This window comes from Shewanella fodinae, from assembly GCF_014651955.1.
Taxonomy (GTDB): Bacteria; Pseudomonadota; Gammaproteobacteria; order Enterobacterales; family Shewanellaceae; genus Shewanella; species Shewanella fodinae.
On the sequence record NZ_BMXW01000012.1, the window covers coordinates 94317 to 112927 of the forward strand.

The 18611-nt window shown below is 49.0% G+C and carries 16 protein-coding genes; 12 read left to right on the forward strand and 4 right to left on the reverse strand.

The genetic code is table 11. The features are described 5' to 3' along the window. The first annotated feature begins 103 nt into the window (after nt 1-103). From IE064_RS11965 to IE064_RS11975, 3 genes are all read left to right on the forward strand, one after another. Entirely contained in the window at nt 104-2017 is a 1914-nt protein-coding gene (locus tag IE064_RS11965) for a methyl-accepting chemotaxis protein (protein WP_189618021.1), read from the forward strand. 139 nt (nt 2018-2156) lie between these two features. After that, on the forward strand, nt 2157-3020 hold the full coding sequence (locus IE064_RS11970) for a cobalamin-binding protein (protein ID WP_189618022.1): 864 nt from the start codon (nt 2157-2159) through the stop codon (nt 3018-3020). 272 nt (nt 3021-3292) lie between these two features. Then, nucleotides 3293-5173 carry a methyl-accepting chemotaxis protein gene (locus IE064_RS11975; protein ID WP_189618023.1) on the forward strand — a complete coding sequence of 627 codons (1881 nt, stop codon included), beginning with the start codon at nt 3293-3295 and terminating at the stop codon, nt 5171-5173. 62 nt (nt 5174-5235) lie between these two features. Here IE064_RS11975 and IE064_RS11980 read toward each other — a convergent pair whose 3' ends face one another. Both IE064_RS11980 and IE064_RS11985 read right to left on the reverse strand, forming a co-directional pair. Further along, nucleotides 5236-5451, reverse strand: coding sequence for a hypothetical protein (locus IE064_RS11980; protein ID WP_133037893.1), 216 nt, complete (start codon nt 5449-5451; stop codon nt 5236-5238). A gap of 169 nt (nt 5452-5620) precedes the next feature. Beyond that, nucleotides 5621-7054 (reverse strand): coniferyl aldehyde dehydrogenase, encoded by a 1434-nt coding sequence (locus IE064_RS11985; RefSeq protein ID WP_189618045.1) that lies wholly within the window; start codon nt 7052-7054, stop codon nt 5621-5623. Nucleotides 7055-7217: 163 nt separating this feature from the next. Between IE064_RS11985 and IE064_RS11990 the strand changes: the two genes are divergently transcribed. The 3 genes from IE064_RS11990 to IE064_RS12000 all read left to right on the forward strand — a co-directional run bounded on the left by IE064_RS11990 (nt 7218) and on the right by IE064_RS12000 (nt 8667). Beyond that, a complete protein-coding gene (locus IE064_RS11990) occupies nt 7218-7601 on the forward strand; it encodes a SpoIIAA family protein (protein WP_133037892.1) in 384 nt (127 codons plus the stop codon). 94 nt (nt 7602-7695) lie between these two features. Then, nucleotides 7696-8127 carry a universal stress protein gene (locus tag IE064_RS11995; protein WP_133037986.1) on the forward strand — a complete coding sequence of 144 codons (432 nt, stop codon included), beginning with the start codon at nt 7696-7698 and terminating at the stop codon, nt 8125-8127. Between the two features lie 231 nt (nt 8128-8358). Further along, the gene (locus tag IE064_RS12000; RefSeq protein ID WP_189618024.1) at nt 8359-8667 is read left to right on the forward strand and encodes a winged helix-turn-helix domain-containing protein; all 309 of its coding nucleotides are present in this window, start codon (nt 8359-8361) and stop codon (nt 8665-8667) included. Here IE064_RS12000 and IE064_RS12005 read toward each other — a convergent pair. After that, nucleotides 8664-8990, reverse strand: coding sequence for a DUF2956 domain-containing protein (locus tag IE064_RS12005; protein ID WP_189618025.1), 327 nt, complete (start codon nt 8988-8990; stop codon nt 8664-8666). The two genes, IE064_RS12000 and IE064_RS12005, sit on opposite strands and share 4 nt — an antisense overlap. Nucleotides 8991-9111: 121 nt before the next feature. Between IE064_RS12005 and IE064_RS12010 the strand changes: the two genes are divergently transcribed. After that, nucleotides 9112-10923: an ABC transporter transmembrane domain-containing protein gene (locus tag IE064_RS12010; RefSeq protein ID WP_283166122.1), complete on the forward strand. Its 1812-nt coding sequence runs from the start codon at nt 9112-9114 to the stop codon at nt 10921-10923. 119 nt (nt 10924-11042) lie between these two features. Beyond that, complete coding sequence (locus IE064_RS12015) at nt 11043-11747, forward strand: DUF3581 domain-containing protein (protein ID WP_189618026.1); 705 nt, start codon at nt 11043-11045, stop codon at nt 11745-11747. An 18-nt stretch (nt 11748-11765) separates the two neighbouring features. Here the strand turns inward: IE064_RS12015 and IE064_RS12020 are convergent, their stop codons facing one another. Continuing rightward, nucleotides 11766-12278: a GFA family protein gene (locus IE064_RS12020; RefSeq protein WP_189618027.1), complete on the reverse strand. Its 513-nt coding sequence runs from the start codon at nt 12276-12278 to the stop codon at nt 11766-11768. Between the two features lie 182 nt (nt 12279-12460). On the opposite strand from IE064_RS12020, the gene IE064_RS12025 reads away from it, so the two are divergent. From IE064_RS12025 to IE064_RS12040, 4 genes are all read left to right on the forward strand, one after another. Beyond that, nucleotides 12461-12904, forward strand: a complete 444-nt coding sequence (locus IE064_RS12025; RefSeq protein ID WP_189618028.1) for a MarR family winged helix-turn-helix transcriptional regulator — start codon at nt 12461-12463, stop codon at nt 12902-12904. A gap of 104 nt (nt 12905-13008) precedes the next feature. After that, nucleotides 13009-13431: an organic hydroperoxide resistance protein gene (locus IE064_RS12030; protein ID WP_189618029.1), complete on the forward strand. Its 423-nt coding sequence runs from the start codon at nt 13009-13011 to the stop codon at nt 13429-13431. A gap of 232 nt (nt 13432-13663) precedes the next feature. Next, entirely contained in the window at nt 13664-15448 is a 1785-nt protein-coding gene (gene ggt / locus IE064_RS12035; protein WP_189618030.1) for a gamma-glutamyltransferase, read from the forward strand. A 391-nt stretch (nt 15449-15839) separates the two neighbouring features. Next, nucleotides 15840-18521, forward strand: coding sequence for a M16 family metallopeptidase (locus IE064_RS12040; RefSeq protein WP_189618031.1), 2682 nt, complete (start codon nt 15840-15842; stop codon nt 18519-18521). Nucleotides 18522-18611 lie beyond the last annotated feature (90 nt).

Genomic DNA, 18611 nt, shown 5'->3' on the forward strand with positions numbered 1-18611 from the left:
TTGCCACAGTAGGAATTTCTAACTAATTCATACTTAAAATAATTTATTACGGTAGGTTGCTTCTATCTGTACAAGTATTAATCACTGTCAAAGGGATATTGTTATGACACTATTGCACCGTTTATTGGATAACATGACCGTTTCTCGCAAACTCGGGTTGGGTTTCAGTCTGGTTTTGTTGCTGACATTTTCGGTGGCTTGGGTTGGCCACAGCGGTGTAGGAATGATGATTGACCGCAGTCAAAAAGTGGCGGTGGCGTCGGAACTGAAAGATATTCTCTATCAGTTAAAAATTATCCGTCAGGATTTTCTGCAAACGGGTAATCAACAGCAACTGCCGAAATTCGATGAATTGATAGCCCAAACCCATAAATCACTGCAGCATGAAGCGACAACATATGTAAATGATGTAGATGATCAGCAGCATATCCAAGATGCCCAGACTGCACTAACCAACTATGAAAAAGGTTTCAACCAAGTAAAACAGTTGCAGGCGGATAAATCTGTGTTGCGTAAGTCTTGGGTGGCAATCGGTAATGGCGTTATCAATAGTTTTTCTCAGTTAGACCAGCAACTTGTGCAGCAAGCAGATAACTGGCAGTCATCGTTGGCGGTTGCCCGCATCAATCAGCAGATTGCGCTGATGCGTTATTATGTACGGGGTTACATCTTCGAACCAAGCCAGAAAAACTTAGATGGCGCCAAACAGCAAATTGCTGATATCCGGCGTCAGGGCAAAGCATTAACAGTTCCAGCGGCAGAACAGAATCTGCTCAGCAATGCATTATCAGGGCTTGATGAGTATGAAGCCAAACTTGATGGCCTGGTCGATATTGATAAACGTATTGCAGACTCCAAGACGACTCTGGAGCAGGACGCTTCGGAACTATTGTCCAGTGTCACCAGTTTAGTGGAATCCCAATCGGCAAAACGTTTGGCTGATGGGGAACAGGCGGAACTACTGGTGCTGGTGGTCGCAGTGCTGGCACTCATATTGGGCATTGCTTGTTCGCTGCTTATCACCAAGCAGATTATTTCACCTTTGCATTTGACGGTCAGTGCTGCCCGGCGGATTGCTGGCGGCGATTTGACACAGAGTATCCACAGCGAGCGTAAAGATGAATTAGGGACACTGCTGCGAGCGATGGGTGAGATGAACGACACCCTTAAGGATATGATGAGTCAGATTGATGGCAGTGTGGTACAACTTGCCAGCTCCGCCGAGCAGTTGTCAGCAGTGTCTGAACAAAACAGTGTCGGCATGCAGAGTCAGCGCAGTGAAACCGATCAGGTTGCTGCCGCTATCAACGAAATGACCGCCTCGGTACAGGAAGTTGCCGGTAACGCCGAGCAGGCGGCACAAGCGGCAATTGAAGCCGATAATGTCACTGCGACCGGTAATAAAATGGTATCAGAAGCGGTGCAGCATATTGAACGTTTATCCGCTGAAATTGCCAGTACTGCAGAGGCGATGGCAGAGCTGAAAACCGAAAGCGACAGCATTGGTTCAGTACTCGATGTCATTAAATCGGTGGCGGAACAGACTAATCTACTGGCGCTGAATGCGGCCATAGAAGCTGCCAGAGCGGGTGAGGCTGGCCGCGGGTTTGCTGTGGTCGCCGATGAAGTCCGTAGCCTCGCCAGCCGTACTCAGGCGTCTACTGAAGAGATTGAAAAGCTGATCTCCAATCTACAACACGGTACCCAGAGTTCGGTACAGAAGATGGAACGCAGTCGTGAGCTAAGTGAAGAAGCGGTAAGTCTATCCCGTAAATCAGGGAGCATGTTGGATGATATTGCGCGTGCCGTGGCAAAAATTCAGGATATGAACCATCAGATTGCTGCCGCTGCGGAAGAACAAAGTGCTGTAGCTGAGGATATCAATAAGAGTGTGGTACGGGTGCGGGACATTGCTGAGCAGACCGCTCAGGCAACGGAAGAAACCGCACAAGCTACCGAAGGCGTGGCGGCACTCGGATTGCAACTGAAAGGGCTGCTCGGCCATTTCAAACTGTAAAGGGACTATTGGCAGGCGGCTGAACACTATCAACGGTTTAGCGCCTGCCGCTGTTGATCTTTTGCCGATATCGCTATATTTTCCCCGCGTTTGTCTTAGGAATGTTTTAGTCTGTGTCGAACGCTGATGGGGAATTGCGATGAGATGGTTATGTTTGCTGCTGATAACGTTTTCAGCCTCAGCACTGGCGGCGGCAACACCTGCTGATGTAGCAAAACGTATTGTCGCATTATCCCCTCATACGGTTGAGCTGCTCTACGCCATCGGTGCTGGCGATGCGATCATTGCGACTACCGACTTCGCTGATTACCCTGACGCGGCCAAACAGATCCCGCGTATCGGCGGCAATTACGGCGTACAGTTGGATAAGTTGCTGTCGTTGTCACCGGATCTGGTGGTGGTGTGGGGCGATGGCAATCAGGCTCAGGACATTGCTAGGATCCGCCAACTGGGATTGCCGCTGTATATCAGCCAACCTCGTACTTTGCAGGATGTGACCAACGACTTGCTGCAACTGGGAAAGCTTACTGGACATGAGGCAACAGCGGCACAAGTTGCTGCAACATATCAGCGGCAACTGCAAACTATCCAACAGCGCAATGCCAGCAAAACCCCGGTGAAAGTGTTTTATCAGCTGTGGTCAAATCCATTAATGACCGTGGCCAACGGCAGTTGGATGCAGCAGTTGTTGCAAGTCTGTCGCGGTGACAATGTGTTTGCTGATGCGGCGACGGCCTATCCGCAAGTGAGTCTCGAAGCGGTGCTGATGCGGCAGCCTCAGGTGATTATCAAAACGGCTGAAACCGGTAATCCACAATCATTGAATTGGCAGCAGTGGCCAGAAATCCCCGCCGTAAAAAACCAGCAAATTTACACCATTGATGCCGATTTATTGCAACGACCAACCCCACGCTTAGTACAGGGATTAACACAGTTGTGCCAAGTGCTGGACCGAGCTCGTAGTAACCACCACCGTGTATTGTCAGGGCAACCCGCCCAATAGCGATATTTTTATGGCTTCTGGCGGTATAACGCGTCACCTCTTATTGTTTTTAACCGTATGCCTTACCTGTTGTTAACTTGCTTAAGCCGCTATGGCTTGAAGACTCAGCACGCCACTTCAGTCACGAAATTTATGTAATCAACATGGTAGATCACAAATAAGTCATATGTATTACATTACTAGTTAATTTAGTTAACTCCCTCAAAGTATTACAATAATACTTGATGCTAAAGTCGGCAAATATATCAAATTCGCTAAAAGAGGATAGTTGAATGGGGGCTTTGGCAAATCGTTTTGAAGATCTGTCAGTAAGCAACAAACTGCGTTTGGGCTTTGGGCTGATATTAATGTTGCTGCTGCTTGTTGCCTTCATCGGTTATCGTGCTAATGCGGATATGAGCGATGGTTACCAGAAGGTTGGTGATATCAGCAGTCTGGATATGAAGCTGTTGCAAGCAAAAATATTGCGAATGGAATATCTGACCTCTGGAGACAGCAAGTCGCTTGCGGCGTTAAACAGCGTGTGCGATGAGGCCAAAGCTATTCTCGATACCCAAGCGGAGATACTGGCAGATCAACAGAATCAACAGCAACTAGATGACGCTAAACAGGTTCTGGCTAAATACATAGATTCTATTAACCAGCTACAGCAAGTCTTTGAACGCAAAAAAAACATGATGGTAACCGGGGCGCAAGTGGGGGCCAATTTGGTCAGTACTTATGCTGAGTTAGTAAACGAGCTGAGCCAAAGCAGTCCGGCGCAGGCGCTGCAAATCAGCCAGCAGATGACCATGTTGCGATACTACATTCGCGGTTATGTTTATGCACCGTCTGAGCAAACACTGAGCACGGCAAAAAACGCGATGGCGGAATTGAACCAGCAGGTAGACGCCGTTCGCGGCATAGATACTCGTGCCGCAGTCGATGTATTGGGGCGATATCGGCAGGATCTCGATACGCTGGTCACACTCAATAACGATATTCAGCACGCCCGCACTAACTTGGCTGATACTGGAGATGCCTTAAAAGTGTTGATCCGTGGGCTGGTTGCACATCAGTTACAGTTGAGTGCAACTAACAAGAACAATAGCAAAATATTGCTGATATCGATTGTTAGCATCGCCTTGTTACTGGGACTATTCGTTGCTAGATGGATAGGTGTGCAGATCATCAAGCCACTACAGGCAACGGTTACTATTGCAAAGACGATTGCGGCAGGTGATCTGTCGAAGAATATTGCATCAGCGCGACGTGACGAGTTAGGTGAACTGTTGCGGGCAATTGGTGACATGAACCAGACATTGAGAAATGTACTGGGTCAGATAGATACCTCTGTGAGCCAGCTGACCGAGTCGGCGGCACGTCTGTCCGCTGCAACCGAGCAGAACAGTGTCAGTATGCAGGAACAGCGCAGCCAAACAGAGCAAGTTGCCGCAGCCGTTAATCAGATGACGTCTTCAGTGCAAGAGGTTGCTGATAATGCCGCTAAAGCAGAGCAAGCTGTCACCATGGCACATAACAAAACCAGTGAGGGTAACTCCTTGGTGGACCATGCAATCCAGCAGATTGAACGGTTGGCGACGGGATTAGCTAACACCTCTGAGGCAATGAACAAATTACAGGCAGATAGTGAACAGATAGATGCAGTGCTAGACGTGATAAAATCGGTTTCTGAGCAGACTAATTTACTGGCGTTGAACGCTGCAATTGAAGCGGCGAGAGCGGGTGAAGCTGGGCGTGGATTTGCAGTTGTAGCCGATGAAGTCCGTAGCTTGGCAAGTCGTACACAAAGTTCGGCTATTGAAATTGAAAATCTTATCAACAACTTACAAAACGGTAGTGAGCAATCAGTAAAGATGATGCAACAAAGTACAGCGCAATGTACTGACGCTGTCGCGCTGTCACGTTCGGCTGGTGAGATGTTGGAGCAAATCACTGACGCCGTGTCGACTATTAGAGATATGAACCATCAAATCGCGGCGGCTTCCGAAGAGCAATCGGCGGTTGCCGAGGAGATTAACCGCAATGTTATCTCTATGCGGGATATCACTGAACAATCAGCGGAGACCTCAAATGAGATTGCTAGTTCTAGTGGAAATCTGGCTGAATTAGGTCAAGAACTGCATCAGATGGTCAGACATTTCAGCCTGTAAATTATCTTAGGCGTCTATTGCGAAACCCTTGATGGGAGTTTGGCATAGACGCCTCGCTACCTTCAGAGACTGTCGATTTTGCTTTTTAGTTGGTAGCTTTCATCCGTCACAATCTGTTCTAGCGTGACCAGCCGCTGTTTCATCTCGTCCATCTCTTGGCGCATTTTGCTTAGTTCCTGTTCCGCTACAATCGCGCCTTTATGTTCAAGATAAGTGTTGGCAAGCTTGTAGATGATGCCGCACACAATCGCGACAACAGCAACTTCAAATGGTCCCATGGTTGACTCCCTATGAATTAAAACTGAAATTAAGCAAAACAGATGCCATAAAAATAGATGTTAAATATCAATATGTTAATTTTACCCAGCTAGGTAGGTTTAGGGTTTTAGCTAAAATTTTGTCAAATCCACCATATAGTTAACACAGCAAGCATAACTTGGCATCTGTTCAGCGCAACAAATATTGCAGCAGCAGCTTTTGCCACCAGCGATGATAAGGGGGTTGCATCAGTCTAGCGGGATTGAAGCGACCTTTGTACAGCACGGTTCGAGCATGGCTGAACTCTAGAAAACCCTCTACACCGTGATAATGCCCCATTCCCGAAGGACCAATACCGCCAAAAGGCGCATCATCCGCCGCTACATGGTAAAGCGAATCATTAATACATACTCCACCAGAATGGGTCTGCTGTAGGAGTTGTTGCTGCAATTGCCGTGAAAATGTCAACAGATACAGCGCCAGCGGTCTGGGTTTCTGCCGGATATAATCCACGGCTTGCGGTAATGTTTGGTAACCGATAATGGGAAGTAGAGGACCAAAAATCTCTTGTTGCATGATTTCCATCTTATCGGTCACTTCGGTAACTAAAACCGTGGGCCATTGGCGTTGTTGTGTGAGCGCCTCAAGCTTGCCACATGCAGGCACGCATATGGCGCCTTTGGCTTGCGCATCGTTGAGCAGCCCCAGCAAGCGTTGTTGGTGGCGATCATTGATAATAAAGCTGTAATCGGCGTTGCCAGCGAAATCTGGATACATCTGCTGAAAGGCGGTTTGCCAAAGACGGACAAATTCGGCCACTTTGGCCTGCGGGCAAAGAATGTAATCCGGCGCGACGCAGGTCTGTCCGGCATTGAGGGTTTTGCCGTACAACAATCGTTCAACCGCTACGGCTAGCGGCATGTCATCAGCAATAATGGCAGGGGATTTTCCTCCCAGTTCGAGCGTCACTGGCGTCAGATTATGAGCTGCTGCTTGCATTACCGATTTACCTACGCCGGTGGCGCCAGTAAACAGCAGATGATCAAACGGCAGTGCCGCAAACGCGGCGGCGACGTTGGCATCTCCTTCTACCACGGCTACCTGTGATTCATCAAACACCTGTGATAGCAGTTGCCGCAGCACTTGATTGGTGGCGGGGGTAAATTCTGAAAGTTTCAACATTACCCGATTGCCCGCAGCCAAGGCACTGATTAATGGACTGAGCGACAGCATCACTGGAAAATTCCACGGTACTAAAATGCCACATACCCCCTTGGGTTGGTAATGTACTTTTATACTGCTAGGCGCCAGCAACAGTCCACTATGGCGTCGCTGCGGTTTCATCCAACGTGCCAGATTGCGCTGACAATATTTGAGATAATTAAGCACTGGTAATATATCTGCCAACAGGCTGTCGTAGTCACTACGATGACCAAAATCACGACTCATGGCGTTTAGCAATTGCGGATACCCCTCAAGTAGTACCTGCTTTAGCGCCTGCAACGCCGCTAGACGTTGTTCCCTCTCAGGATAGGGCTGTTGCACAAACGCCTGCTGTTGCTGTTGCAATATTTGCGGCAGTATTTCTGTGGTTGATAAAGCTGAAGTCGATGACGATTCCATGGTGCCAGCACTCAAATAACAGTCCTTGATGGCTCCATGCTAAGTCAGCAAGCGTTTCCAGACAACTGCCCAGCGATATTGATCGCGATCACAGAAAAACTGCTATCCGCTTACTAGACTTAACTGTAAAGGAGTTGCAAAAGTGATGCACAAGGAGTTCACTATGAATATGAAAGTACATGGAATTTCCATTGGTATTGAGAATCATGGCGGTGCTGATTTTGTGCTGTTTATCAAAGCTACCGGTACTTTGACTCACGAGGATTACGAGTGCATGGTACCCGTATTGGAAGCTGCGATTGATGGGGTGACCCAACCGCAGATTTTTGCCTTGCTGGACGTTACCGAGATGGATGGCTGGGAAGCCAGGGCGATGTGGGACGATCTGAAGTTAGGGATCAAGCATGGCCGCGAATTTAAAAAAATTGCTGTCTTTGGTCACCATGGGTGGCATGAGTGGATGGCGCGGATGGCAGACTGGTTTACCCCTTCTGCTGTGAAATTTTTCGAAGATCGGCAGGAAGCCGTGGCTTGGTTACGGGAGTAGGCCGTAACCAGAAACTGGTTTGCAGAATGCTGGAGTTCATTCTGTAATCCTGCGATTTGATACTCTGGGAAGTTATTCCCGCAAGGAGGTCATGATGCGCGACAAAGATATCCTGTGGCCGACAGATTTTTCTGATACGGCATCGCATGCGCTTGGATACGCAATTGATATGGCAAACCATTACAAAGTGGGATTACGTATTCTACATGTAGTGGATCAGCCAGTAGCTGACGCCAGTTACCAACTGCTGATAGTGACACCGGAAGAGTTGGCACAGAGCATGGAAAAAGCGGCAGCGGACAGTATGCATAAGTTGCTGGCGCAGTTAGACACATCCCTGCATGTGGAAACTATCATCCGTCGTGGTGATCCAGTGGAAGAAATCCTCACTGAAGCCAAAGATGCCGATGTTGGCATGATAGTGCTTGCTAGCCACGGTCGCAGTGGCCTGAGCCACTTCCTCAATACCAATGTGTCTGAGGAAATCGCTAATAAGGCGATCTGTCCGGTATTGGTGGTGAAATAGCTGTTGTGGGCTGAACCCAGAAATTCGCTTCTGGGTTCCATGCCTGATGGCGCTATTGCCATAATGTATTCCTGGTGCGTCAATTTCACTGGGCGGTGGGTGCGTGGGTGTGAGCCAGCGCTTACTGGCGCGATATGATGCTTGTCTCACCACGGTCTTATCAATTAGCGTTATGCAAATCAACGAATAACAATAGGTTGTTGCCACCATGGCACACAACGGAACGAGTGTATGTTGCAACCTGAGCATGTCACCAAACAGCAAATCGCATTTTTGCGGAAACTTTATCTGGCCCATCTGATTGATGATCAGCAGCACAACCTGCTGTCTTTGCAAAAGCAGACTGGTATGCCACGGCGTACGTTGCAGGATGCCATTGCGGCTTTCAGCGACATTGGTATTACTGTGGAATTTGTGCAGGATGGTGGTCGTAATAATGCTGGTCATTACCACATCAAAACCTGGGGACCGATAAACAGTGCCTGGGTTGGCACCCATCTCACCCAGATTGCCTTGATATTGCAGTTGCCAAAGGCTTAAAACAGCCAACTGGCAGCGAAAACTAACCAACTCAGTAACAGTAATATCCAGGGTAGCCATGGGCGGGATGTGGTATAGGTCATTTCCTCGGTCGCCATTGGCTCATGGGTTACGCTGGCTTTGGTGGCACGTAGTCTTTTGGCAAGTTTATCGCGTTCTCTGGCTTTGGCTTTCTGTTGTTTTTTGTATTCGGCAATGCCTTTCTCGATGCCTTGCGCGATCAGTTTTGTCTGTTCCTTCGTCTGCCCTGGTTTTTGTGTCGCACGGGCGATCTGCAATGCCTGTTCTTGAGTTTCTGCAGAAATGGGCGTTTTACTCAGCATAATGTAGGGTCTCCGGTGATCCTGAATTGCGCTCCATTATACGGGCTTTTTCTCGCCTTGCTGGACGTCAGCGCAAATTCCCGCGACAATCGCAACAGGCCTTCTTGGTGAGAGAACTCGTTTGTCCGACACTAACATTTCCGACGCTACTGATACTGTAGCCAATAATCACTTCCCTTCAGCCGCTTCCGCCAAGGTATTACCCTGGATTTTAAGCTTTTTGCAGCCCTATCGCTGGCGGGTGGTGACTGCACTTGTCTGCCTATTGATTGGCTCCTTGGCCTGGCTGTCCTTAGGGCAGGGGGTACGGATGATGGTCGACCAAGGCTTTGCTGCCGGAGATCCACATCGGCTGAACCAGATTATTGTGTTTATTCTGGGAATTACGGCGGTGAGTGCCGCCGCAGTCTTTTGCCGTTTTTATCTGATGACTTGGCTCGGCGAGAAAGTCAGTAACGACATTCGGCGCATGGTTTATCAACAGTTGCTAGGGCAGAGCCGAGATTTTTTTGCCAAATTGCGTACCGGCGAAGTGATCTCACGTTTTACTGCGGACACGACGTTACTGCAAACCGTCGTCGGGTCGAGTCTGTCCATGGCGCTCCGCTCCTCGGTGACCGTTATCGGTGGCTTGGTGATGATGGGTATTACCAGTTGGAAATTGACCGCACTGGTATTATTAGCGGTGCCGTTGGTGCTAGTACCCGTGGGCATTCTAGGACGTAAAGTGCGGCGACTGGCGCGTAGTAGTCAAGACAAGGTAGCCGATCTCGGTGCTTTTGTGGATGAGACCTTACATGAGATCCATACGGTGCAGTCTTATGGTCACGAGCCCAGTGATAAAGCCCATTTTGATCAGCATCTGGCGCAGGTGTTAAAGGCGGCAAGCGGCCGCATCTACTATCGGTCACTACTGATTTCTGGGGTGATGTTGTTGAGTATCAGCGCCATCGTATTTGTCACTTGGGTGGGCGCTCATGATGTGATGCAGGGACGCATCAGTGCTGGACAACTTTCGGCTTTCATGTTTTATGCGGTGATGGTCGCTGGCGCGGTCGCCACCATCAGCGAAGTGGTGGGGGATATCCAGCGTGCTGTCGGTGCTACTGAACGGTTGTTGGAATTAGCCAATACGCCGGTGGTGATTACTGAGCCTTCGCATCCGCTACCGTTGCCACAACCTTTACGCGGCGCTTTGGCAGTAAAGGACCTGCAATTTGCTTATCAGTCAGGAGAGGCGGTACTTCAGCAATTGAATTTTGCTATAGAACCTGGAGAGCGGGTGGCGCTGGTTGGCCCCAGTGGCGCGGGTAAAACGACGCTATTCCAACTATTACAACGCTTTTATCTGCCAACCTCAGGTCGCATAACCTTGGATGGCGTGGATATTTCACAGGTGTCACTGGCGCAGCTACGGGCACAGTTTGCGTTGGTGCCGCAGGAGTCGGTAATTTTTGCCGATAGTGTGCTGGAAAATGTGCGCTATGGGCGTCCTGATGCGACTGAAGCGGAAGTTATTGCCGCTTGCCAAGCGGCGCATGCCGATGAATTCATTTGCGAATTTGCTGATGGTTATCAGGCCTATTTGGGTGAGCGAGGCGTGCGTTTGTCCGGTGGACAGAAACAGCGTATCTCTATTGCCAGAGCAATTTTAGCCGATCGACCCTTGCTGCTATTGGATGAGGCAACCAGTGCGCTGGATGCCGTCAGCGAAGTCATGGTGAAGAAAGCCTTAGACAGGTTGATGGTCGGACGTACCACCCTAGTAATAGCGCATCGACTAGCAACCGTCTTGAATGCCGATCGTATTTTGGTGTTCGATAAAGGGCGTTTAGTGGCAAGCGGTACTCATCAACAACTTCTGGAACAAAGTCCTCTGTATCGCGAGTTTGCCAGCTTGCAGTTATTGGCTCCTGAAGTAGCCGCGAGTTAGCGTGGATCAGGTGGCGATTGCTGTTAAGTCATCGGGTGAGTTATCAGGCCGTTTACGTATAAACTGTGCAGCAGTTTTCGTTGTAAGTATTGCCACCCGTCATAGAGTATTGATTATAGATGTTTCTAACTAATTATTTTAAAAAAGAAAATAATAATATTGTCATCAGCAGAACGCAGGCCAGTAACTTCGCCAAAGACATCGCTGGCGACTTTAATCCGTTGCACGACGAGGACGCCAAGCGTTTTTGCGTTCCGGGTGACTTGTTGTTTGCCTTGGTGCTGGATAAATATGGTCTTAGCCGCAAGATGCAGTTTCGCTTTGAAGGTATGGTGAGTGATGTTGTCGCATTGCATTTCCCTGAAGCCAGCGACGGGCAGATATGTATCGAAGATGAAAAAGGCAAAAGCTATCTTAAAGTTCATCGTGAAGGAGAACAGCGTTATTGCGAAAAGCAGCTAGAAGCGTTTATTCGTAGTTATGTGGCCTTTTCTGGACTCAATTTTATCCATGTGCTGGTGCCGCTGATGCAGGAATATCAGGTGATGATCAACCCCGAGCGGCCACTGGTTATCTACGAAACCATGAGTTTTGAACTGGATACCTTAGCGTTTGAAGAGATGACGCTGGAACTTGTTAACAAGCAGTTGCAGGTTGATGGCAAGCGGGGTGACGTATTGCTGGAATTTGCCTTGCTCAGCGGCGACAAGCAGGTCGGTACCGGCCGTAAAACGATGGTACTCAGTGGCTTGCGTCCGTATGACCAAGACGCCATTAACCGCATGATCACTGAGTATCAACGTCGTAGCGAAGCCCGGCTATAAGGGCTTCGTCCATCAAGATTACGCCGGTTTAAGGGATTGCCGATAGGCTTTGAGCTTCGGCATCAACACCTCTGCCCTTTGCAGGCTGTCAGCGCTCCACACCAACTGGCGATCATAATATTCAGCAAACGCAGGAATATGCTCTGGCAGTATTACCCAGGGCTGTTTAGTTGACGTGAAGATATGGACATCTGGCGGCAGTACCTGTGGCTGGTCGAGGGTGCCGACGCGGACAAATTTGGTCAGAGGACCGCTGCCCGCATAGTGGCTCCATAATGCCACATGACATTTAGGACAACGGGCAATCTGCTGCCCTTGACCGCTGGCAGAGGGGGTATTGATCAGCTCAGGTTCGCCCTGTAGCAGTTCCACCTGTTCTGATTCCACCATGGCATTCACCGCAAAGGCCGACCCTGTTTCACGTTGACACCAACTGCAATGGCAACAATGGACTATCAGCGGTTTGCAGTTGAGGCGATAACGGATAAAACCGCAATCACAACCTCCTTGTAGTGGATATGGTGTTGGCATGCTAATTCCCTTAAGTTGTTGTTAGTTCCGCGTTGTGCAAAATAACACCATAGGCGGTTATCTAGTGCGATCTCAAGCTGAACTTTGGTACAAAGTTGTTACGCTTTCCCCGTTTTAGCGCTTCTGTGACAAGCGAATTCAAAGGTAAGATAGGCAACATTATAGGTGATGAGAGAACGCACATGCCCAGTAAAGATCCGCTGGCGCTGGATAATCAGCTCTGCTTTGCGCTGTATTCAGCATCGCTGACAATGACGCAACTGTATAAACCACTATTGGAACCATTAGGCCTGACTTACCCACAGTACTTAGTGATGTTGATCCTATGGCAAGAAGATAAGTTAAATCTCAAGGATATCGGAGCGCAATTGGGACAAAAATCTGGGGCGTTAACTCCGGTGATCAAACGTTTGGAGCAGGAAGGACTCGTGCAACGCCTAAAAGATCCGTTGGATGAGCGGGCACTGCGCATAGGCTTAACTGAGGCTGGGAGTGCTTTGCGGACACAAGCATTACATATCAATCAGTGCCTGTTTCAGGCATGCGCCATGGATCAATCTGAACTGATTGAATTAAAAGATAAAATAATTTCCCTACGGGATAATTTACAACAGCATTCAAAATAATGTTTGCGCGATAACAATTATTGCGATAACTTTATGTCGTAAAGCCGGGCTGGCTATTTTTTTAAAGCACATAGTTATCGCAATAATTAATTGGAGCAAATCTTATGAACATTCTTTATACCGCTAAAGCAACATCTACCGGTGGCCGTGACGGTCGCTCAGTTTCTTCTGATGAACATTTGAATGTGAAACTCAGTACTCCTAAAGAGTTGGGGGGCGCTGGTAGTGAGGGGACTAACCCAGAACAGCTGTTTGCGGCAGGTTATTCTGCCTGTTTTATCGGCGCCATGAAATTTGTGGCAGCACAGGACAAACTCCGTTTGCCGCAAGAACCGCAAATTACCGCGCATGTGGGGATTGGTGCTAATCCACGCGGTGTAGGTTTTGCCATTGATGTCGAACTGCATATCAGCGTTGCCGGGATGGATAAAGCCCAGTTGCAAGCTTTGGTGGAAAAAGCCCATCAGGTTTGCCCCTATTCCAATGCCACTCGCGGCAATATTCGGGTTGAACTGATCATTGAATAATCGATGGTCTTGGCGTACCCCTAATCTCGGTGCCAGCCAAGATTAGGGAACGTCACTGATGAGCATGCAATAACGTTGTAGTAAATTTGAATAAATACCCGTTAATTTACTGATTGACTGAACTATATCCTGCCAGTGCTGCTTATTATCTGTTAAATAAATAATGCCTTATTGCTATTTGGAACGCGCTGCCATAGGGTTGGCTATCTGAGTTCATTGCCAGGAATAAGGAATGTATTATAAAAAACGCCTGTTAAAGGCTTCACTGTTGGTTCTGTCCACTATTTCACCTTTTGTCACTACCTATGCTTTGGCTGCCTCATTACCGCCTGTTGAAGCCAAAAACGGCATGGTGGTGTCTTCGCAACGCTTTGCCTCAGAAGCGGGAGTGGAAATTCTTAAAATGGGTGGCAATGCCGTAGATGCTGCTGTCGCTGTGGGTTACGCCCAAGCAGTGGTGAACTCTTGTTGCGGTAACATCGGCGGCGGTGGCTTTATGACGTTGCATCTGGCTGATGGCTCGGATCACTTTATCGATTTCCGGGAAATGGCACCGGCAGCTGCAAGTGCCAACATGTACCAGGATAAATACGGAAATCTGATTCCACATGCCAGCACACTAGGTTGGGGCGCGGTAGGCGTACCCGGTACGGTGCGCGGTATGGAATTGGCGCTAACCAAATATGGTTCTGGCAAACTGACGCGGGCACAAATTATGGCGCCAGCGATCAAATTAGCGCGTGAAGGGTTCATCCTGACCCGCGGTGATACCGATGTCATCGACTCCAGCTTAAGCAAGATGCGCGGTGATAAACAAGCCTCAAAAATCTTTTTACACGCGGATGGGACGCCGTTAGAACCTGGTGATCGCCTAGTACAGCCAGCGCTGGCAGACACACTGGAAAAGATTGCGAAAAATGGCCCAGATGCTTTCTATAAAGGAGATATCCCCAAAGCTATCGAGCAAGCCTCGAAAGCCAACGGCGGCTATATCACAGCCAAAGATTTTGCCAACTATGTTGCTAAAGAACGTACTCCCGTCAGATGTTCTTATCGCGGCTATGACTTCATTTCGGCGCCACCGCCAAGCTCAGGGGGCACGACCATGTGTCAAATCCTGAATATTTTGGAAGGGTACGATCTGAAGTCCATGGGCTATGGTTCTGCTGATGCGATTCACTTTACTGCCGAAGCGATGCGTCATGCGTTCGTTGACCGTAACAGTCTGTTAGGTGACCCGGATTTCGTAACAATCCCGATGGAGAAGTTGTTGAGTAAGGAATATGCGGCAGAGATCCGTAAAACCATCGATCCAGTGAAAGCTACGCCTTCTAGCGAACTGGCATCTGGGGTGCCTCCCCATGAAAAGCCACAAACCACGCACTATTCAGTATTGGATAAAGCGGGGAATGCGGTGTCTACTACTTACACTATCAATGGGCGCTTTGGGGCTGGGGTGATGGCTCCGGGTTATGGTTTTTGGCTGAACGATGAGATGGATGATTTCACCTCAAAAGTCGGTGAGAAAAACATGTTCGGTCTGGTTCAGGGCAAGGCTAACGCCATTGCCCCTGGTAAACGGCCACTATCCTCTATGTCGCCGACCATTGTTACCAAAGATGGTAAAACCTTTATGGTGGTAGGTTCTCCAGGCGGTTCATTGATCATCACTATCACGCTGAACACGGTAATGAACGTGATCGACTATGGTATGAACTTACAGGAAGCGGTAAACGCGCCACGGATTCATCAGCAGTGGTTGCCAGATGTAGTGCTGTATGAAAAGAACGGCATCTCCCCTGACACGCTGAAAATTCTCAAAACGCGTGGTTACAACATGGTTGAAAAAGGCCAATGGGGTGCTGCGGAAGCGATAATGATCGGTTTACCCAGCGTGGTCAGCGGTGACGAACACTCGAACGTCAGCGATGCGTCGGTATCCGGTAAAATCCGTGAAGGCTATATCTACGGTGCCAATGATGCGCGTCGGCCTCAAGGCGCTGCAGTCGGCTACTGATAGCGAAATTTTGAGTATTGAGGCCTGGGCATTGTGACCCAGGCTTTTTTTATGCAGCGCACTTCTTCGTCTTGTAATTGCAACAAATTTTTTCTTGGATGAACTGACGGCGGTTGTATTGGTCGTAGATCACATGGACCTAAGACAAGATTCAGGTGTTTCTGAGTTTATTGAAGTGGGTCTGGATGAGATAGCAATCGATGCGGCGATATTGGGCAATACCGTGAGTAAGTTGTTGCTTACCCATTAAGTCAGTGTTTGAGCGTCTTGTGGTGACATAGTGTCCGCAGCAACCGTCTGTATCAGGCTTAAACTTGGTCATCACAAAACGCCGTACGGTAATTGGTGCGTCACTTCGCCATTCTGCATCGGTTCCCATAAAGGAAGAATTATGCATACATCAGTTAAACTCGCGGCGGCCATTGCGCTGGCGTTTGGCTCCATTACTGTTCCAACGTTGGCCGCGGAGCAACCTCAGGCTCAACAGCAGCAAATCACCCGCACTACGTTAAAAAATGGCCTGCAAGTAGTGATCGTGCAGGATAAATTGGCCCCTGTCGTCACCACCCAAGTGAATTACTTAGTCGGCAGCAATGAAGTGCCAGACGGCTTTCCGGGTACCGCGCATGCGGTCGAGCATATGATGTTCCGGGGGAGTCCAGGACTGAACAAAGAGCAAATTTCTGCATTGGCAGCCAATATGGGCGGCCATTTTAATGCCGAAACCCGCGAGGACTTGACGCGCTACTTTTTTACCGTACCGAAGCAGGATCTGGATGTCGCGCTACGTATTCATGCCATTCGGATGAAGAGTGTGGAGATGAGTCCTGCCGAATGGAAAGATGAGCGTGGTGCCATTGAGCAGGAAGTGTCTCGGGATATGTCCAGTCCGGTGTTTAAGGCGATGACCGACATTCGTCAGTCGTTGTTTGCCGATACCCCTTATGCGCATTCGCCCTTAGGAACCCGTGCCTCTTTTGATAAAACCACTGCCGCTGCACTCAAGCAGTTTCGTGATACCTGGTATGTGCCAAACAATGCCGTGTTGGTGATAGCTGGTGATGTTGAGCCGCAGCATGTGTTGCCGGAAGTGCAAAGGTTGTTTGGTGATATTCCTGCCGGGGCATTACCGGCAAAAGCGGAATTCCATTTCCAACCGGTAGCGGCAAAACAGATTCATCTGGATACCGATACGCCCTACGGGTATGAGATCAGAGCGTTTCGTATGCCAGGATTAACCTCCAGCGAATACGCTACGGCACTGGTGCTGAGTCGGGCATTGGGTTCTCAACGTGCCGCATTGTATGGCATGGGTATGGATGGCAGCGCACTGGCGGGTGGTTTTGATACCGAGTTCTTGCCTCATGCGGGGATTGGTTACGCCATTGGCATTTTTTCCAAAGGTGCCGATGCCGTCAAACTGGGGCATCATATCGACAGTATTCTGCATATTGCCGCCATTCAGGGGATTGATCCTGAATTGATCAAAGCGGCAAAACAAAATGCCATCGCTAGCCTAGAATTTGCTAAAAATTCTGTCGATGGTCTAGCTAATGCGTGGTCTGATGCGCTGGTCGAGCAAGGATTGTCGTCACCGGATGCTATTCGTGATGCCATTGCCGCCGTCACACCCGCGGCAGTCAATGCATTAGCGGCGCGCACCTTTAAAGCCGGTGCAACGATCAGCGCCACCTTAACACCGCAAAGTTCCGGTAAACCGGTTGCTAGTAAAGGCTTTGGTGGTGCGGAAAACTTTAGTAGTGCACCAGATAAACCTGTGGTATTGCCCGATTGGGCGCAACAGGCGTTTGCCAAACTATCAGTGCCAAACTCCGATTTACATCCTGATGATTTCACTTTACCCAACGGTTTACGGGTGATCGTCCAGCCGGAAACTGTCAGTGATACGGTATTGGTAACGGGGGAAATTAAGACCAATGAAGATCTGCAGGCTAAGGTCGGACAGGAAGGGATCAGCGATATTCTCGATGGTTTATTCCGCTTTGGTACAAAAGATCTCAATCGGTTGCAATACCAGCAAGCACTAGACAATATTTCTGCTGAGGCGATGGCAGGCAGTCATTTCTCCTTGTCGGTGCCAGCAGCTAACTTTACCCAAGGTATGCAATTGCTGGCAGATAACCAACTGCATCCGGCGTTGCCTCCACAGGCGTTTAAGATTGTGCAGCAGCAACAAGCCGCCAGTACCGCTGGTGAGTTGCAATCGCCAGATTATCTGAATCATCAACACCTGTTACAGGCACTGTATCCTAAAACTGACCCGAGTCTGCGCTATGCAACGCCGCAGTCATTGATGCAACTGACTTATCAAGATGTGGTTCAGTATTATCAACAGACTTTCCGCCCCGATATGACGACCCTCGTAGTGGTTGGTAATGTTAAGCCGGCACAAGTAAAACAGGTGGTCAGTCAGTATTTTGGGCACTGGCATAGCAGCGGCGCTAAACCGAATGTCGATTATCCTGCGGTTCCCAATAATCAAGCTGCGCAATTTAATACCCCGGATAAATCGGCGGTACAAGACAGTGTTGCCTTAGTGCAGACGGTTGCCGTCACTGAGAATGATCCGGCGCGTTTTGCTTTGAATCTGGGGAATGAAGTGCTAGGCGGTGGCTTTTACGCCTCACGGTTGGTGAAAGATCTGCGTGAGAAAAATGGCTTGGTTTATACTGTCGCTTCCGGTTTTTCACTGGACAAACATCGTGGCACTTATCAGGTGGCATACGGCTGTGATCCTGACAAAGTGATGAAAGCTAAGGCGCTGGTAGTGAAAAACTTGCAACAGATGCAGCAAACACCAGTCACTGAAACTGAGCTTAAACAGGCTAAAGGCATTATGCTGCGCCAGATCCCCTTGGGGGAATCCAGCTTCGAGGGGATCGCTGAGCAATTATTGCAGTTGTCTATTGAAGGTAAACCGCTGGATGCCATGTCAAAAGCCGCCGCAGCCTATTTTCAGTTAACGGCGGAAGATGTTCGCAAAGCCTATGCGCAATACATTCGTCCTAACGACTTTGTCACTGCCGTCAAAGGGCCAGCACCGCAGGCATAAGTCTGGCAATTATCTGGTCTCTAAAGCGCCTTTTCGCACAAAGGCGCTTTATCTCTAGGCGATCTCGCCGCAATATCACAAGTAACAGGT

Bases quoted from the DNA above. Each gene is read 5' to 3' on its own strand.
- IE064_RS11985 (WP_189618045.1), bottom strand. From the start codon at position 7,054: ATGGAATCGTCATCGACTTCAGCTTTATCAACCACAGAAATACTGCCG.
- IE064_RS12025 (WP_189618028.1), top strand. From the start codon at position 12,461: ATGCCCAGTAAAGATCCGCTGGCGCTGGATAATCAGCTCTGCTTTGCG.
- IE064_RS12040 (WP_189618031.1), top strand. From the start codon at position 15,840: ATGCATACATCAGTTAAACTCGCGGCGGCCATTGCGCTGGCGTTTGGC.
- IE064_RS12015 (WP_189618026.1), top strand. From the start codon at position 11,043: ATGTTTCTAACTAATTATTTTAAAAAAGAAAATAATAATATTGTCATC.
- IE064_RS11970 (WP_189618022.1), top strand. From the start codon at position 2,157: ATGAGATGGTTATGTTTGCTGCTGATAACGTTTTCAGCCTCAGCACTG.
- IE064_RS11980 (WP_133037893.1), bottom strand. From the start codon at position 5,451: ATGGGACCATTTGAAGTTGCTGTTGTCGCGATTGTGTGCGGCATCATC.
- IE064_RS11990 (WP_133037892.1), top strand. From the start codon at position 7,218: ATGAATATGAAAGTACATGGAATTTCCATTGGTATTGAGAATCATGGC.
- IE064_RS11995 (WP_133037986.1), top strand. From the start codon at position 7,696: ATGCGCGACAAAGATATCCTGTGGCCGACAGATTTTTCTGATACGGCA.
- IE064_RS12020 (WP_189618027.1), bottom strand. From the start codon at position 12,278: ATGCCAACACCATATCCACTACAAGGAGGTTGTGATTGCGGTTTTATC.
- IE064_RS11965 (WP_189618021.1), top strand. From the start codon at position 104: ATGACACTATTGCACCGTTTATTGGATAACATGACCGTTTCTCGCAAA.
- IE064_RS12000 (WP_189618024.1), top strand. From the start codon at position 8,359: ATGTTGCAACCTGAGCATGTCACCAAACAGCAAATCGCATTTTTGCGG.
- ggt (WP_189618030.1), top strand. From the start codon at position 13,664: ATGTATTATAAAAAACGCCTGTTAAAGGCTTCACTGTTGGTTCTGTCC.
- IE064_RS12005 (WP_189618025.1), bottom strand. From the start codon at position 8,990: ATGCTGAGTAAAACGCCCATTTCTGCAGAAACTCAAGAACAGGCATTG.
- IE064_RS11975 (WP_189618023.1), top strand. From the start codon at position 3,293: ATGGGGGCTTTGGCAAATCGTTTTGAAGATCTGTCAGTAAGCAACAAA.
- IE064_RS12030 (WP_189618029.1), top strand. From the start codon at position 13,009: ATGAACATTCTTTATACCGCTAAAGCAACATCTACCGGTGGCCGTGAC.